A 14,517-nucleotide genomic window follows, 5' to 3' on the forward strand; every position below is an offset into this window, starting at 1 on the left:
GGAGTATAGACAACTTACTATTTAATCACTTATGCTCTATTCGGTGTTGGTTCAATTTTTGCTTTCTCTGTAACAACGATAAAAATCGGAGATCAAAATGATGAAAAATGAAAATCATATAAAAACGTTTTATAAAAAAGATAAGGGCTGGCAATTGTTCGGTTTAGCGCTTGCCATTCAAATACTATTTATTGGAGTAAATTATTTAGTAATGATGAGCTGATTTTGCTTGTTGGGCTTTTAAAACGGTATGATTTAAACCCCACTCGTAAAACCTTGAGTCATTCTTGTTATGTTAAAGCTGATTTATTACGTACCCGAGTCACATCTTGAGTCGACTAAACAAGCCATTTTCTCTGCTGGTGCAGGTGGTATCGGTAATTATGAACACTGCGCATGGCAAGTGAAAGGAATAGGGCAGTTTAAGCCAGTCAAAGGCGCAGATCCTTATATCGGAGAGTTAGGTGAACTCGAACAAGTCGAAGAATGGCGTGTGGAAACTATTGTGATTGAAGAAAGCGCAAGGGCTGTCGCGAAAGCATTAAAGGCAAGCCATCCTTATGAAGAGCCTGCCTTTGAGTTTATTCAAATCATAGAAATTGATTTTAATTAAACTGAGAGAAATCGGGTTTACGCTTTTGCATAAATGCTTGTACTGCTTCTAGCATTTCAGGTGAGTGAACGCGCTGCATAAAGATTTCAGCTTCATTATCAATACATTCAATAATCTGTTCTAAATTATGCTTCATGAGTGCTTTAGTTTGCTTTAATGATGCAAGTGGTAAGGCTGCTAAATGCTGAGCTGTTGCCTGAGCTGTTGCGTAAGAATCTTCAACCACTTCATTAACTAAGCCTGCTTGCACTGCGGTTTCAGCATTGAACTTTTTTGCAGTAAGCAGAAGTTCGGCTGCTTTGTGATAACCAGCTTGTTGAATGAGTAATTGACTTGCACCGCCTTCAGGAGAAAGACCAAGACTTACAAATGGAATTTGGAATAGGGCCGTGTTGTCAGCAAAAACTAAATCTGCATGTAATAAAATCGTAACGCCAATTCCAATTGCCACACCTTTTACTGCAGTAATAAGTGGTTTTGAGAATTTCGCAGCCGCTTTAAGTAGAACGAATGGTGGAACTTCTCCGGCTGGACCCATGTTAGGATTTTGTACAAAACCCATAAAATCTTTCATGTCATTGCCAGCGGTAAAATCTTGCTCTACACCACGTAGAATGACTACTCGAACATCTTTATTAAGGTCGGCTTCATTCAGTGCTTTGGCAATCCATAAATAAAGTTCGCCATAGAGTGCATTTTTTGCATCTGGGCGATTTATGGCTAAGGTGAGTACGCCACCTTCTAAATTTGCATTTAAATGTTGATGAGGTTGTTGAATACAGCTAAGTGTCATCGTACTATCCTTGCTTTAAACCACGTTGTTAATTTTTAGGTTCTCATTATGGCGCATATTTTTTGTAATGAGCGTTACTGATGAGTTCATAAAAAGTGAAAATCTAATTATGTATAAATTTGACTATCTCGTTTTTATAGGGCGTTTTCAACCATTCCATTTGGCTCATATGCAGACCATTGAAATTGCCTTACAACAAAGCCGCTATGTGGTTTTGGCGCTAGGCTCTGCTCAAATGGAACGTAATATTAAAAATCCGTTCTTAGCAGTAGAACGTGAGCAAATGATCTTGTCAAATTTTTCTCTAGAAGAACAAAAACGCATTCTTTTTGTGCATGTAGTAGATGTTTATAATGACGAAAAGTGGGTAAAACAAGTCAAAACTTTAGTGAATGGTGTGATTGAACCGAATTCAATCGTTGGCTTGATTGGGCATTTTAAAGATGAGTCTTCCTATTATTTGAGACTATTCCCTGAATGGATTATGGTTGAGCTTGATAGCTTAAAAGATTCAATTTCTGCAACGCCAATGCGTGAAGCTTATTATCGTGGTGAAATCCAAACGGAATTCTTCCCTGTAGGAACCATTCGATTTTTAGATGAATTTAAAAATACTGAAGTTTATGCTGAACTCCAGCGCAAATATCTTATAGATGATAAAACCAATTTAAATTAACTCAGCATGTGGTTCGTGTGCTTGATAAAGATCTTGCCACTACATTTGTAGTCATTGATGAAGTTGAAACTGATAATTGGTGTGTTGTAGGGGAAACTGTTTCTGCAATACGAAAAAGACAAATTTTGAGTACTTAAAATGAAAAATAATCCTATTACTGAGATTCAGAAACAACTAGAGCAATATTTTGATGGTTTGTATTTTTGTGATGTGCAAATTCTAAATAATGTTTTTCATCCTGATGCTATATATATCAATGTAACGGAGCAGCCCATACTAAGACTTAGTAAGGCTGAATATTTTCCGATTGTTGCGAGTCGGATTTCTCCAGCTTCAAAGCAACAATCGCGACAGGATAAAATCAGTTCAATCAATTTGATTCATGAACGATTAGCGTTAGTACATGTTGAATGCGTTATCCACCCTAAATATTTTTATGATGCACTTACATTTGTGTTTGAAGATGATAAATGGAAGATTATATCGAAAGTATTCCATTATCAAATTTTAGCAGACTGAATAATTAAGCATCTGCCCAAAAGATAATTCGGTTGGAAAAAGGATCGGTGATACTGAGTTCTAGAGTTTCCCAATCCGTTTTTTCAACCTGAGGTTTAGAAAATTTATAATCTTTTTGGCTTAGTTCACTGTGTAGTTCATAAATATATTCCCAATAAATACGAATTGCACTATGTGGGCTTGCATCACCAAAATGCTCAGATAAATGAATAACACAATCATCTTTAGAAATTTGTAAATATAACGGGAAGTTATCTTCAAATTGATGTTGCCAATCAAGCTGAAAACCTAAGAAATCAAGATAAAATGATTGAGCTAAATCAACATCAAAAATTCTTAAAATTGGGGTGATTGAACCTGATTGCATCATTTTTCCTTTTAACGTGTACCAAATTGTTGAGTCCAATAACTCTTTTGCTTTACAGACTGATCAGAAGCACACGCGATTGCGTAAGTTGTGAATTTTGGATTCATTAGATTACTACAATGTAGGGGGCTTGTTAGCCATTTAGACATAACTTGCCCTAAAGTTTTTTGGCCACTGGCGACATTTTCTCCATTGGCTTTACCAAGTGTATTGTAAAGTTTCAAACGTGATTTTAAGTCCAGACCCGTTGAGCCAACATGCCCGAGAAAGTTGTGTGCAGCCATATCTTCACTATGAGAAAGTGCACCTTTATATAAATTATTACTCCAGCTCAATGGTTTGGTTGCTGGGAAATACTGCTGACCACATTGGCGTGATTGCTGCCGGATCTGATTAATTGTGTTCAGTACAGCTTGTTGATAGGCTGGGTTTTGTAAATCTTGGCAGCTTATTTCATTGGAATTTTTTTGAATTTGAGCAATGGATGGGGTGGTGTCAGTGGGGATTGCTAATGTATTTGTACCACATGCACCGATCAAAAGAGTAGCAGGCAGCAAAGAGTAAGTTTTGAGTAGACCCATATCCATTGCCTTAAAATAATTATTCTAATATTTTTATGATACGCCAAAGTCAAATTGTTGGGTAATGCTTTGCAATAAAAAAAGCGAGTGTGAAACTCGCTTTTTTTATTGCAAAATTATTAAGCTGTCTGAAGAGCTTTTAAGTCTTCTAGAACTTGTTCTGCATGCCCCGCAGCTTTAACTTTACGGTAGCTTTTAACTAAAGTTTTGTTATGGAAAATGAAAGTAGAGCGTTCAATACCCATTACTTTTTTACCGTACATATTTTTTTCTTTAATCACATCGAAGTGCTTACACAGTACTTCTTCTTTATCACTAATCAGATCAATAGTCAGTGCCTGCTTTTCAGTAAAGTTTTGATGTGCTTTTACTGAGTCACGCGAAACACCGTAAATACGAGTACCTAAAGCTTCAAACTGATCTTTTAGACAAGAAAAACCAACAGCTTGTGTTGTACATCCTGGAGTTGAATCTTTAGGGTAGAAGTAAATGATTAACCATTCATTTTCGACCTCAGTCAAGTTCACTTCACCTTGCGTTGTTGGGAACACCTGATTTGGTAATTGGATATTGTCAGTCATTTCTCATCCTTCAAAAAGCTAAATTTGATCTAATTCAAGTGGTAAAAAAGCATATTCCTCATGATAAACAATATCGAGCTTTCTTACAGGAATTGGTTTGTTAAAAATTGGTCCGTCAATCACGGTTGTATGAAATTCACCGCCTTCACCACATGGATCAATACCACGGTTTTCAAGTTCTTTTATATATTCTAAGGTTAAAGTTTTTCCTAAATCTTCAATTGTCATTCCTAATTTTAAGTTCACTGTCACAAGTACACTACGGAAACCAAGATTAATAAACTCTTCAACAACTTCACGATGTGGACGAAGCCACAGAGGCATTCCTAATTTGAGTCCTACCTGTTGAGTTATTCGATCATGCCAACACCCATGTTCAGGCATATCTAGGTCACCTGTAACCAGTACCTCAGCACCTTGTTGTTTTGCTTGAATGAGTAATTCAATAAATTTGGCTTCATAGTCATTCCAGCTTGAAGAAGCCATGAATACTGGTAGACCAATTGCTTCTGCTTGAGCTTGAATAATATCAAGTGGCATAGCATGTGAACGAGAGCGCTGGCCTTGTTCTTCTAGCATGACAATGAGTCCACTCACCGTACCAGTTTTCATTGCATGGTAGAGTGCAAGAGAGCTGTCTTTGCCACCACTGAATGAGACAATAGAGGTCTTATTTATTGCGTTGGTTTTCCATTGTTCTTGCATGGTTTATTTCAGGTGAATTGTTCAAGTTCGATAAGATCATTTTAACAGAGCTACAAAAAAGCCTGCATAAATGCAGGCTTTTTTGGAAAAAATAAAATCTTATTTTTTAGGAGCTTGTTGTTGAGCAGCTTTCATTGCATCTTCAGTTAACTTTTCAAGTTTAGTTGTTAACTGAGGGCCGAAACATGCTTTAAGATCACGGTTTTGTTGTTGTACAAATCCTAGAGAGCTTGGGCTTTTCTTCGCATTGATTGCACTTTGGATTTCCCATTTTTGTGCTTCAGTCACTTTACCTTGTGCTTCAACTTGGCAGCTACAGAATTTGCTAACTTCAGATGAACTTAGTTTGCCGCCTTTAGCTGTTTGATCTTTACAAACGTTAACTAATGCACCTTTAACGTTAGTACTTTTATATGCTGCTTGAACTGGGTTTTCGGCAGCATGTGCTGCACCAGCCATAAGAGCAACTGTTGAAAACAAAGATGAAAGAATAAGATTTGATTTTAACAACTTCATAAATTTTACCTACTTATTACGGTATATAGCGTGTTGGGTCGGCAACACCGGCCTCGATAAAGCCTTCTTTACGCAAACGGCAACTGTCACATTTGCCACACGCACGTCCTTGAGCATCTGCTTGGTAGCAAGATACCGTTTGACTATAGTCTACGCCATGTTCAATCCCTAAACGTATAATATTCGCTTTGGATAAATGTAACAGTGGTGTTTCAAACTTAAGTGGTTTTCCTTCTACGCCAGCTTTAGTTGCTAAGCGTGCCATATTGGCAAAAGCCTCAATAAATTCAGGACGACAATCAGGATATCCTGAATAATCAACAGCATTGATGCCAATAACAATCGCTTCAGCATTAAATACTTCGGCTGCAGCTAGAGCATAAGAGAGGAAAATAGTGTTACGCGCTGGTACATAAGTTACAGGAATACCTTCTTGTAACTGTTCTGGTACGGCAATGTTGTGGTCTGTTAATGCAGAGCCACCTAAATTAGCCAAATCAATATTAATTACACGATGTTCAACACCTGTACGTTGAGCTAATGCTTTTGCTGCATCGAGTTCAGTCGTTGAGCGTTGACCATACATAAAACTAATAGCAATACATTCATAGCGTGCTTGTGCCCAAGCTAGGCAAGTGGTTGAGTCTAAGCCGCCTGAAAGCAAAACAATGGCACGAGGGCGCATATTTTTCTCCATATTCGGAATGATTTATTTTATTGAGTGATTAACGACCTGATTCATCATTCCAGAGCAGTTTATGTAACTGAAGTTGGAAGCGAACAAGGAGTTTATCATCAAGTATCCACTGTGCCAGATCACGTGCTAGACGTGGCAGGCCAACAGCACCTTTTTCAACTGCAAAGGCAGGGGAGAACCAAACGGTACTGACTTTTTTATGCAGTTGATATTTTTCAACTTGCTGCTTTGACCATTCATAATCTTCGCGGTTACAAATGACGAATTTAATTTGGTCATGTGCAGTCAAATGGTCAAGATTGCTGATGAGGTTACGATGTTCCTCACCAGAAGTTGGAGTTTTTAAATCAAGAACTTTAGAAACACGCGAATCTACTTTTGAGACATCGAGCGCGCCACTAGTTTCTAAAGAAACATCAAAGCCAGCTTCACATAGACGTTGTAATAAAATCAAACAGTTTGGCTGTGCAAGTGGTTCACCACCAGTTACACAAATATAAGGTGTTTGAAATTGGGTAGCTGTTTCAATGATATGTTCAAGTGAAAAACGTTCACCACCTTCAAAAGAATAAGTGGTATCACAATAGCTACAACGTAATGGACAGCCTGTTAGACGAATAAATACAGTCGGTAGGCCAGAGGCGTTTGCTTCACCCTGCAACGAGTAAAAAATCTCGGTAATGCGTAAACCGGACGCAGGGTCTGAGACAGGAATTGCAGAGGAACGTAAGGAAGCCATTCTAGAAATACCACACTATATAAAAAATAAAATCTCTACGATCAGTGTTGACCGTAGAGATGTTTGATCAAACTGAAATTAGTCAGCGCGTAACAAATCGTTCAAACTTGTTTTTGCACGTGTTTGCGCATCAACTTTTTTCACAATAATTGCAGCATATAAGCTGTATTTACCATCAGCAGACGGCAGGCTACCTGCTACAACAACTGAACCTGCTGGAACGCGACCATAATGGATTTCGCCAGTTGCGCGGTCATAAATTTTAGTTGATTGACCAATGAAAACGCCCATTGAAATGACTGAGCCTTCTTCAACAATAACGCCTTCAACGATTTCTGAACGCGCACCGATAAAGCAGTTGTCTTCAATAATGGTTGGGTTAGCTTGTAATGGTTCTAAAACACCACCGATACCTACACCACCAGACAAGTGAACATTTTTACCGATTTGAGCACATGAACCTACAGTCGCCCATGTATCAACCATTGTGCCTTCATCTACATAAGCACCAATGTTTACATAAGAAGGCATTAACACTACGTTTTTAGCTTGGAAGCTACCACGACGTGCTACAGCAGGAGGAACAACGCGAACGCCTGCTGCTTTAAATTGCTCTTCAGTCCAACCAGAGAATTTAGTTTCAACTTTATCGTAGAAACGAAGATCACATGACTCGATTGGTTTATTGTCATTAAGTTTAAATGATAATAAAACAGCTTTTTTTAACCATTGGTGAACAACCCATTCACCATTGATCTTTTCAGCAACTCGAAGTGTACCGTTATCTAAACCAGCAATTGCTTCTTCAACAGCTTGGCGGATTTCGCTTGAGCAATCTGCTGCAGTAAAATTTGCGCGGTCTTCAAATGCTTGCTCAATGATCGTAGAAAGCTGAGACATGATCTTCCTTCCTTAAAAAATTTTAAAGATTTTACACTAATTTGTGACAAGAATCTTTGAAAAAACGTGTTACGTTTAATCAAGGACATAAATGAGGTAAATGAAATTAAGCTTATTAGATAATCAAGTGTTTTTTACACAAAAATGATTTGAAAATAAAAATTTAACTCAATTTGTATCAAAAAATAACAGAAATCTAGCATTTTTTGTATAAAAAAGATTCTATTCTCTCTTTATTATGATTTCAGTCACAAGATGAATAAATTAAAAACAGAGCCTTTTGAGGAGAAAACTATGAAAGCATTACGTGTTTTAGTAACAACAACAGCTTTATTCGCTGCTGGTGCTGCAATGGCAGATGAAGCCGTTGTTCATGACAGCTACGCATTTGACAAAAACCAATTAATTCCTGTGGGAGTGCGTGCTGAAGTAGGTACTACTGGTTACGGCGGTGCTTTATTGTGGCAAGCAAACCCATATGTAGGTTTGGCACTTGGTTACAATGGTGGTGATATCTCTTGGCGTGATGACGTATCTGTAAATGGTACGAAATATGACGTTGACATGGATAATAACAACGTTTATTTAAACGCTGAAATTCGTCCTTGGGGTGCAAGTACTAACCGTTGGGCTCAAGGCTTATATGTAGCAGCTGGTGCAGCATACCTTGATAATGATTATGACTTAAGCAAACGTTCACAAGACGGTACTATTAAAGTAAATGGTAATAATTATAACTTTAATGGTTCAGTTGACGGTAAATTAAGTTATAAAAATGATATTGCCCCTTATGTAGGTTTGGGTTTTGCACCTAAGATCAATAAGAACTGGGGTGTATTTGGTGAGGTTGGTGCATATTACACAGGTAACCCAAGTGTAAATCTTAAATCAAATGGTACATTTGTTAATGTTAACGGTGCTGACTTTGATAAAGACTTACGTGCAGAAGAAAATAAAATTGCGAATGACGATAAATACCAATGGTTACCAGTTGGTAAAGTTGGTGTGAACTTCTTCTGGTAATAAATACAAAAAAAACGAGCTTCGGCTCGTTTTTTTGCTTCTAATAAAATAAAAGAGCTAAAAAGCTCTTTTATTTATTTTTGAATCTTTATTCATCTGGGTAAGCAATTTTCTTAAGTGCTTTAATATCGGCATCAGGTGAGCATAAAGAAATAAACTCATAACCATAACCGCGTAGTAGATGGCCTTTACGAACTGCAATCCATGTCGTATTGACACCAAAAATATCAGTTTTAGTTTGTTTTAAACGATGATCACGTTCTGTGTCATAGGCCACAGCATTGACAATCCCGACTCCCATGCCTAATTCGACGTAAGTCTTGATAACGTCTGCATCAAGAGCTGACATTACGATATCTGCATCGAGATGGGCTTCTTCGAAAGCTTTGTCAATTTTAGATCGACCTGTAAAACCACCATGATAAGTAATGAGTGGATAGTCCGCTAAAAGTTCAAGCGTAATCTTATCTGCCTTCACTAAAGGATGATTTTGCGGTGTGATAATGCTGTGTTGCCATTGGTAGTAAGGAATACTCGCTAGATTGTCTTCAGTCGTTAAAGACTCTGTGGCAATCCCAATGTCAGCTTCACCCTGTAAGAGCATTTCTGAAATTTCAACAGGGCTAGCTTGTTGTAAAATCAAATGAACTTTAGGAAATAACTTCTTAAATTGATTAACGATCGGAGGTAGCACATAACGTGCCTGAGTATGAGTAGTCGCGATCGTTAATGTGCCTTCATCAACTTTATTAAAGTCGTCTGCAAGGCGTTTAATATTTTCAGCATCAACCAACATGCGTTCAACGATACCAAGAAGAGATTGTCCTGGTTCTGTTAAACCTAAAAGACGTTTACCTTTACGTATAAAAAGCTGTACACCTAGCTCATCTTCTAAATCTTTAATATGTTTACTTACACCCGATTGAGACGTGTAGAGTGCAGCCGATGCTTCGGTTAAGTTAAAGTTTTGGCGTACTGTTTCTCGGATAATTCTTAATTGTTGAAAGTTCATTCACACTTTTCCTTACCAAATATATTTCTTAAGCAACTTGATCTGCAAATAAGTGCAGTTGAGAGGCACTTACCCAAACGGTTTGATTTGGTTTAAACGCATGTAATTTTGCAGCTTCATTGCTTAGAGCAATCTCAATTAAACGTCCATTACGGTCTTGTAATTCCGCCACAACTTTTCCAGCAATCCAGATTTCACGTACAAAAGTGGCTTCAATGCTATTCGCCTGAGGTTGCGAGTGAATATGTAACTCATCTGGACGGGCAAAAGCAATCACTTTTCCTTGAGGTGCTTCAACTAACGTTGGTAATTGAATACGGTCATTGCCAATACGGATAATACCGCCTGCGTTTTCGCCTTCAAAGCGATTTGCCTGACCTAAGAAATCAAATACAAATGGCGTTGATGGTTTTTCATAAACTTCACGAGGCGAACCGATCTGCTCAACATTACCTTTATTCATTACAATAATCTGATCTGCAACTTCAAGTGCTTCTTCCTGATCGTGGGTCACGAAAATTGAAGTGATATGCAATTCGTCATGCAAGTTGCGTAACCAGCGGCGTAACTCCTTACGGACTTTAGCATCTAGCGCACCAAATGGTTCATCAAGTAATAATACGCGTGGCTCGACGGCCAAGGCACGGGCCAAAGCAATACGCTGACGTTGTCCGCCCGAAAGCTGAGCAGGGTAGCGGTCTGCCAAAAATCCAAGTTGAACTAGATCGAGTAAACGAGTAACACGTTTTTTAATTTCAGCTTCTGAGGGACGTGTTGCACGAGGGCGAACACGTAAACCAAAGGCAATATTGTCAAATACAGTCATATGACGAAATAAAGCATAGTGCTGAAATACAAAGCCGACCTGACGCTCACGCACGTGTACATTTGTTGCATCTTCACCTTCAAGTAGCACTTGACCACCATCAGCTGATTCTAGACCTGCAATAATTCGAAGTAGAGTTGTTTTACCGCAACCAGATGGGCCGAGTAGTGCAACCAGTTCACCTTCTGGAAAATCTAGCGAAATATTTTTAAGCGCATGGAATGCACCAAAGTGTTTTTCAATATTTTTAACTTGAATACTCATGATTTCATTCCTTACGAATCAGTTGAATGTGGTTCTGGTTTGTCTTGATGTAGTTCTAACCACGTTTTCAATACCAGCGTTAATAGGGCTAAAAAAGCAAGTAATGAGGACACTGCAAACGCTGCGCTAAAGGTGTACTCGTTATATAAAATTTCGACATGAAGTGGCAGGGTATTGGTTTCACCACGGATGTGACCAGAAACCACCGATACTGCACCAAACTCACCCATTGCGCGGGCATTACACAGAATAACGCCGTAAATCAAACCCCATTTAATGTTAGGCAGTGTCACTTTCCAAAATGTTTGCCAGCCTGAAGCACCCAATACAATCGCTGCTTCTTCTTCCTCTGTTCCTTGAGCTTCCATCAGTGGAATTAACTCACGTGCTACAAAAGGGACGGTAATAAAGATGGTTGCTAAAACAATTCCAGGTACGGCATATAAAACCTTAATATCATGATCCATTAACCAGCCACCAAACCAACCTTGTGCACCAAAAATCAATACGATCATTAAACCCGCAATAACAGGTGAAACCGAAAAAGGCATATCGATGATGGTCGTTAAAATTGCTTTACCTCTAAACTGGAACTTAGAAACAGCCCATGCTGCGGCAACACCAAATACCACATTAATTGGAACAGCAATTGCTGCGGTTAATAAAGTTAATTTCACTGCTGATAAAGTATCTGGATCAATCAAAGCCTGAACATAGACTTCAAGTCCTTGTTTAAATGCTTCTACAAATACCAGAATAAGTGGCAACATTAGGCAGCTTAAGAAGAAAATCAGAGCCACGGTAATGAGTGTGTAACGTACCCAAGTCGGTTCACGTGTTGCATCTCGAGATTGCAATTTAAGCGCGAGTGCATTGCTGTCAGTATGTAGGTTCATGTGATATTTCTCCCTGTACGACGGTTTGCCCACGCTTGAAGTAAATTAATCGCAAATAAAATAATGAAAGAGAGAACTAACATGACCGCAGCAATTGTTGTTGCACCTGCATAATCATATTCTTCAAGACGTGAAATGATCATGAGCGGAGCAATTTCTGTTTTAAACGGCTGGTTACCTGCAATAAAAATAACTGAACCATATTCACCGACACCGCGAGCAAATGCTAAAGCAAAGCCTGTGAATAGAGCTGGGAGTAATATCGGTAAAATAATTTTAGTAATTGTCTGCCAGCGATTTGCGCCAAGTGCGGAAGCTGCTTCTTCAAGTTCATTTTCGATATCACTGAGTACAGGCTGAACTGTTCTTACAATGAATGGAATACCAATGAAAACCAATGCTAACGTAATACCGATTGGACTATATGCGACCTGAATGCCTAGGGGCTCTAAATATTGACCAATCCAGCCAGTAGGTGCATAGAGTGAGGTTAGTGCAATACCAGCAACTGCGGTTGGAAGAGCAAAAGGTAGATCGACTAATGCATCAACCAGACGTTTTCCGGGAAAGTTGTAACGTACAAGGCACCAAGCCAGAAGTAAGCCAAACACAACATTAATAAAGGCTGCTATTAAAGCTGAACTGAAACTGAGTTGAAGTGATTTTAAAATACGTTCAGAGGTTAAAATTTCCCATAATCCGTCCCATCCAATTCCAAATGATTTGATAAAGACTGCGGCTAATGGAATAAGCACAATAAAAGACACATATGCGAGGGTGAAGCCCAAAGATAGACCAAACCCAGGCAGCACTCGGGATCGCTGCGACATGATATTTCCTCAAAGAGAAAAGCCTGCTGAAACCAGTAAGCGAATAAATAAAGATAAACGGTGCGATATAAAGCTGAGTATTAAGCAAATTTCAAAGAGAAATGAGTTTTTACCGGGTCGATAGATGAGTGACTACACATCGAATCTTCTGGAATCAAATAATTTAGCAAATCTGGAAACGGGCCAAACCCTGAGGCAACATTAATATGACCAACTTCACCAAGGTTAACTGGATTTAACTTCCATGATTTCGCAAGTTGCAAAGCATCAAAAAAGCCGAGCCACGGGTCATTTTCACTAATGAGAAGAGATGTTGGCACATCAATTTTTAATTGATGAAAATACGCTTTGAAGTCGGTCAAGCTATGACGAGCAAACCCTGCTTCCCCAAAGCGTGCTGGATTTGCTGGAGCGACCAAAATAAGTTTCTTAACTCGGTTTTTTAACTCTGGATGTTCAGCTAGAGCAGCAACACTTGTTAAGCAACCAAAGCTATGCGCAACAATTTGTACAGGAGCTGGGGCTGCTTGAACCGTTTTAACGAATTGCTCGATCCATTCACTTAGTACAGGTCTATCCCAGTTTTTTTGCTCAACACGAGAACTAGACACGAGTTTACGCTGCAACCAAGATTGCCAATGCTGATGTTCACTTCCACCTACACCAGGAACAATTACAGTATGAATCATGTCTGTTCTCCTTATCTTTAGTACAAAGAATTACTTCTCTGTACTATTGATTTTCACGATTTGATCGAAAACACCACCGTTATCGAAGTGTTTCTTTTGTACTTTCGTCCAACCACCAAACTCTTTATCAATAGTCACGAGTTTCAACGGCTTAAATACGTTGCTGTATTTCTTAAGAACGGCTGCATTGCGTGGACGGTAGAAGTTGCGTGCTGCAATTTCTTGGCCAGCTGGTGAATACAAGTAATTGAGATAACCTTTAGCAATGGTTAAATTGCCTTTTTTCGCAGCATTTTTCTCAACAACAGCAACTGGAGGTTCAGCTAAAATTGAAAGAGACGGGGTAATAATTTCAAATTTGCCCGGTTGTTCGCGAACAGCTAAATGAGCTTCATTTTCCCAAGCCAGTAACACATCACCAATGCCACGTTCAGCAAAAGTCGTGGTTGCACCGCGTGCACCCGAATCTAGAACTTTAGTGTGTTTATAAATTTGGCGAACATACTCTTGTGCTTTAGCATCGTTACCGCCTGGTTGATGTTTTGCCCAAGCCCAAGCTGCAAGATAATTCCAACGAGCACCACCTGAAGTTTTCGGGTTTGGCGTAATAATTTCTACGCCTGGTTTGATTAAATCACCCCAGTCTTTAATTTGTTTTGGATTACCTTTACGCACTAAAAAAACAATTGTTGAAGTGTATGGGGTAGAGTTCTGCGGTAACTTTTTCTGCCAGTCAGCTGGAAGTAATTTTGCTTTTTCAGCAATTTCATCAATATCTGCCGCAAGTGCTAATGTCACTACATCTGCATTTAAGCCATCAATTACCGCACGAGCCTGTTTACCAGAACCGCCGTGCGATTGTTTGAACTCAATATCTTGACCAGTACGTTGTTTCCAGTAAGTACCGAACTGTTTATTGAAATCTGTATATAACTCACGAGTCGGATCGTAAGAGACATTTAAAAATTCTTGCGCTGCAAATGATGAAACAGACAGAAGTGCAGCGATAACCCCGACCTTTAATTGTGAAAAACGCATGAGATAAGTCCTCAAAAAATATGAAATGTTCAAAACATGAACGAAGAATAGCGCTAGTCTTTATTCTAAAAAAATAATAAAAAACGAATTTAATATGAAAAAAATAGAAATAGTAAAATGAGATAAACTAATCTTAAAACTTGATATATAACAAGTTTCAAAAGTAGATACGAAATCGGTATAATTTTTTAAAATCAGTCATTTATTATTTAAATGAAAGGTGTTGTATTGTTGGGTCGTTTTAATCAGAGG

At 38.7% G+C, this 14,517-nt stretch carries 20 protein-coding genes and 1 pseudogene; 6 read left to right on the plus strand and 15 right to left on the minus strand.

Features of this window, described 5'->3' with window-relative positions:
• Positions 1-97: 97 nt before the first annotated feature.
• Complete coding sequence (locus tag F935_RS19130) at positions 98-223, plus strand: KGW motif small protein (RefSeq protein WP_016137349.1); 126 nt, start codon at positions 98-100, stop codon at positions 221-223.
• A gap of 69 nt (positions 224-292) precedes the next feature.
• Positions 293-613, plus strand: a complete 321-nt coding sequence (locus F935_RS01905; RefSeq protein WP_016137350.1) for a YqfO family protein — start codon at positions 293-295, stop codon at positions 611-613.
• Here F935_RS01905 and F935_RS01910 read toward each other — a convergent pair.
• On the minus strand, positions 606-1,406 hold the full coding sequence (locus F935_RS01910) for an enoyl-CoA hydratase-related protein (protein ID WP_016137351.1): 801 nt from the start codon (positions 1,404-1,406) through the stop codon (positions 606-608). The genes F935_RS01905 and F935_RS01910 overlap by 8 nt on opposite strands.
• A gap of 109 nt (positions 1,407-1,515) precedes the next feature.
• On the opposite strand from F935_RS01910, the gene F935_RS01915 reads away from it, so the two are divergent.
• The 3 genes and pseudogenes from F935_RS01915 to F935_RS01920 all read left to right on the plus strand — a co-directional run bounded on the left by F935_RS01915 (position 1,516) and on the right by F935_RS01920 (position 2,601).
• The gene (locus F935_RS01915; protein WP_080645662.1) at positions 1,516-2,082 is read left to right on the plus strand and encodes a nicotinate-nicotinamide nucleotide adenylyltransferase; all 567 of its coding nucleotides are present in this window, start codon (positions 1,516-1,518) and stop codon (positions 2,080-2,082) included.
• A pseudogene (locus F935_RS18150) lies at positions 2,082-2,219 on the plus strand (tautomerase family protein); the annotation flags it as partial. The gene F935_RS01915 and the pseudogene F935_RS18150, both read left to right, overlap by 1 nt.
• Before the next feature lies 1 nt (position 2,220).
• On the plus strand, positions 2,221-2,601 hold the full coding sequence (locus tag F935_RS01920; protein WP_016137353.1) for a nuclear transport factor 2 family protein: 381 nt from the start codon (positions 2,221-2,223) through the stop codon (positions 2,599-2,601).
• A gap of 4 nt (positions 2,602-2,605) precedes the next feature.
• Here the strand turns inward: F935_RS01920 and F935_RS01925 are convergent, their stop codons facing one another.
• The 8 genes from F935_RS01925 to dapD form a co-directional block, all read right to left on the minus strand.
• Positions 2,606-2,968, minus strand: a complete 363-nt coding sequence (locus tag F935_RS01925; RefSeq protein WP_016137354.1) for a glyoxalase superfamily protein — start codon at positions 2,966-2,968, stop codon at positions 2,606-2,608.
• Positions 2,969-2,979: 11 nt separating this feature from the next.
• On the minus strand, positions 2,980-3,549 hold the full coding sequence (locus tag F935_RS01930; protein ID WP_016137355.1) for a CAP domain-containing protein: 570 nt from the start codon (positions 3,547-3,549) through the stop codon (positions 2,980-2,982).
• Between the two features lie 119 nt (positions 3,550-3,668).
• Complete coding sequence (locus F935_RS01935) at positions 3,669-4,130, minus strand: peroxiredoxin (protein ID WP_016137356.1); 462 nt, start codon at positions 4,128-4,130, stop codon at positions 3,669-3,671.
• An 18-nt stretch (positions 4,131-4,148) separates the two neighbouring features.
• Entirely contained in the window at positions 4,149-4,835 is a 687-nt protein-coding gene (locus tag F935_RS01940; RefSeq protein ID WP_016137357.1) for a Dph6-related ATP pyrophosphatase, read from the minus strand.
• Between the two features lie 99 nt (positions 4,836-4,934).
• A complete protein-coding gene (locus F935_RS01945) occupies positions 4,935-5,351 on the minus strand; it encodes a hypothetical protein (protein WP_003650267.1) in 417 nt (138 codons plus the stop codon).
• A gap of 16 nt (positions 5,352-5,367) precedes the next feature.
• Positions 5,368-6,036 carry a 7-cyano-7-deazaguanine synthase QueC gene (gene queC / locus F935_RS01950; RefSeq protein ID WP_016137358.1) on the minus strand — a complete coding sequence of 223 codons (669 nt, stop codon included), beginning with the start codon at positions 6,034-6,036 and terminating at the stop codon, positions 5,368-5,370.
• 40 nt (positions 6,037-6,076) lie between these two features.
• Positions 6,077-6,787 (minus strand): 7-carboxy-7-deazaguanine synthase QueE, encoded by a 711-nt coding sequence (gene queE / locus F935_RS01955; protein ID WP_016137359.1) that lies wholly within the window; start codon positions 6,785-6,787, stop codon positions 6,077-6,079.
• Between the two features lie 78 nt (positions 6,788-6,865).
• Positions 6,866-7,687 (minus strand): 2,3,4,5-tetrahydropyridine-2,6-dicarboxylate N-succinyltransferase, encoded by an 822-nt coding sequence (gene dapD, locus F935_RS01960; protein ID WP_016137360.1) that lies wholly within the window; start codon positions 7,685-7,687, stop codon positions 6,866-6,868.
• A gap of 294 nt (positions 7,688-7,981) precedes the next feature.
• Here dapD and carO point away from each other — a divergent pair, with 294 nt between their 5' ends.
• Positions 7,982-8,710, plus strand: coding sequence for an ornithine uptake porin CarO type 4 (carO, locus tag F935_RS01965; RefSeq protein WP_016137361.1), 729 nt, complete (start codon positions 7,982-7,984; stop codon positions 8,708-8,710).
• 88 nt (positions 8,711-8,798) lie between these two features.
• Here carO and F935_RS01970 read toward each other — a convergent pair whose 3' ends face one another.
• The 6 genes from F935_RS01970 to F935_RS01995 all read right to left on the minus strand — a co-directional run bounded on the left by F935_RS01970 (position 8,799) and on the right by F935_RS01995 (position 14,265).
• Positions 8,799-9,722 carry a CysB family HTH-type transcriptional regulator gene (locus F935_RS01970; protein ID WP_016137362.1) on the minus strand — a complete coding sequence of 308 codons (924 nt, stop codon included), beginning with the start codon at positions 9,720-9,722 and terminating at the stop codon, positions 8,799-8,801.
• Positions 9,723-9,750: 28 nt separating this feature from the next.
• The gene (locus F935_RS01975) at positions 9,751-10,812 is read right to left on the minus strand and encodes a sulfate/molybdate ABC transporter ATP-binding protein (protein ID WP_016137363.1); all 1,062 of its coding nucleotides are present in this window, start codon (positions 10,810-10,812) and stop codon (positions 9,751-9,753) included.
• 11 nt (positions 10,813-10,823) lie between these two features.
• Complete coding sequence (cysW, locus tag F935_RS01980; protein WP_016137364.1) at positions 10,824-11,708, minus strand: sulfate ABC transporter permease subunit CysW; 885 nt, start codon at positions 11,706-11,708, stop codon at positions 10,824-10,826.
• Positions 11,705-12,538, minus strand: coding sequence for a sulfate ABC transporter permease subunit CysT (cysT, locus tag F935_RS01985; RefSeq protein WP_016137365.1), 834 nt, complete (start codon positions 12,536-12,538; stop codon positions 11,705-11,707). Before cysT ends, cysW begins: the two co-directional genes overlap by 4 nt.
• An 80-nt stretch (positions 12,539-12,618) precedes the next feature.
• Positions 12,619-13,227, minus strand: a complete 609-nt coding sequence (locus tag F935_RS01990) for an alpha/beta hydrolase (RefSeq protein ID WP_016137366.1) — start codon at positions 13,225-13,227, stop codon at positions 12,619-12,621.
• A gap of 30 nt (positions 13,228-13,257) precedes the next feature.
• Positions 13,258-14,265, minus strand: a complete 1,008-nt coding sequence (locus tag F935_RS01995) for a sulfate ABC transporter substrate-binding protein (protein ID WP_016137367.1) — start codon at positions 14,263-14,265, stop codon at positions 13,258-13,260.
• Positions 14,266-14,517: the final 252 nt, after the last annotated feature.

This window comes from Acinetobacter calcoaceticus ANC 3811 (genome assembly GCF_000399665.1).
Lineage (GTDB): Bacteria > Pseudomonadota > Gammaproteobacteria > Pseudomonadales > Moraxellaceae > Acinetobacter > Acinetobacter calcoaceticus_B.

What these genes read in the sequence shown, in the direction of transcription:
- F935_RS19130 (WP_016137349.1), top strand. Translation starts at nt 98, where the DNA reads ATGATGAAAAATGAAAATCATATAAAAACGTTTTATAAAAAAGATAAG.
- F935_RS01905 (WP_016137350.1), top strand. Translation starts at nt 293, where the DNA reads ATGTTAAAGCTGATTTATTACGTACCCGAGTCACATCTTGAGTCGACT.
- F935_RS01910 (WP_016137351.1), bottom strand. Translation starts at nt 1,406, where the DNA reads ATGACACTTAGCTGTATTCAACAACCTCATCAACATTTAAATGCAAAT.
- F935_RS01915 (WP_080645662.1), top strand. Translation starts at nt 1,516, where the DNA reads ATGTATAAATTTGACTATCTCGTTTTTATAGGGCGTTTTCAACCATTC.
- F935_RS01920 (WP_016137353.1), top strand. Translation starts at nt 2,221, where the DNA reads ATGAAAAATAATCCTATTACTGAGATTCAGAAACAACTAGAGCAATAT.
- F935_RS01925 (WP_016137354.1), bottom strand. Translation starts at nt 2,968, where the DNA reads ATGCAATCAGGTTCAATCACCCCAATTTTAAGAATTTTTGATGTTGAT.
- F935_RS01930 (WP_016137355.1), bottom strand. Translation starts at nt 3,549, where the DNA reads ATGGGTCTACTCAAAACTTACTCTTTGCTGCCTGCTACTCTTTTGATC.
- F935_RS01935 (WP_016137356.1), bottom strand. Translation starts at nt 4,130, where the DNA reads ATGACTGACAATATCCAATTACCAAATCAGGTGTTCCCAACAACGCAA.
- F935_RS01940 (WP_016137357.1), bottom strand. Translation starts at nt 4,835, where the DNA reads ATGCAAGAACAATGGAAAACCAACGCAATAAATAAGACCTCTATTGTC.
- F935_RS01945 (WP_003650267.1), bottom strand. Translation starts at nt 5,351, where the DNA reads ATGAAGTTGTTAAAATCAAATCTTATTCTTTCATCTTTGTTTTCAACA.
- queC (WP_016137358.1), bottom strand. Translation starts at nt 6,036, where the DNA reads ATGCGCCCTCGTGCCATTGTTTTGCTTTCAGGCGGCTTAGACTCAACC.
- queE (WP_016137359.1), bottom strand. Translation starts at nt 6,787, where the DNA reads ATGGCTTCCTTACGTTCCTCTGCAATTCCTGTCTCAGACCCTGCGTCC.
- dapD (WP_016137360.1), bottom strand. Translation starts at nt 7,687, where the DNA reads ATGTCTCAGCTTTCTACGATCATTGAGCAAGCATTTGAAGACCGCGCA.
- carO (WP_016137361.1), top strand. Translation starts at nt 7,982, where the DNA reads ATGAAAGCATTACGTGTTTTAGTAACAACAACAGCTTTATTCGCTGCT.
- F935_RS01970 (WP_016137362.1), bottom strand. Translation starts at nt 9,722, where the DNA reads ATGAACTTTCAACAATTAAGAATTATCCGAGAAACAGTACGCCAAAAC.
- F935_RS01975 (WP_016137363.1), bottom strand. Translation starts at nt 10,812, where the DNA reads ATGAGTATTCAAGTTAAAAATATTGAAAAACACTTTGGTGCATTCCAT.
- cysW (WP_016137364.1), bottom strand. Translation starts at nt 11,708, where the DNA reads ATGAACCTACATACTGACAGCAATGCACTCGCGCTTAAATTGCAATCT.
- cysT (WP_016137365.1), bottom strand. Translation starts at nt 12,538, where the DNA reads ATGTCGCAGCGATCCCGAGTGCTGCCTGGGTTTGGTCTATCTTTGGGC.
- F935_RS01990 (WP_016137366.1), bottom strand. Translation starts at nt 13,227, where the DNA reads ATGATTCATACTGTAATTGTTCCTGGTGTAGGTGGAAGTGAACATCAG.
- F935_RS01995 (WP_016137367.1), bottom strand. Translation starts at nt 14,265, where the DNA reads ATGCGTTTTTCACAATTAAAGGTCGGGGTTATCGCTGCACTTCTGTCT.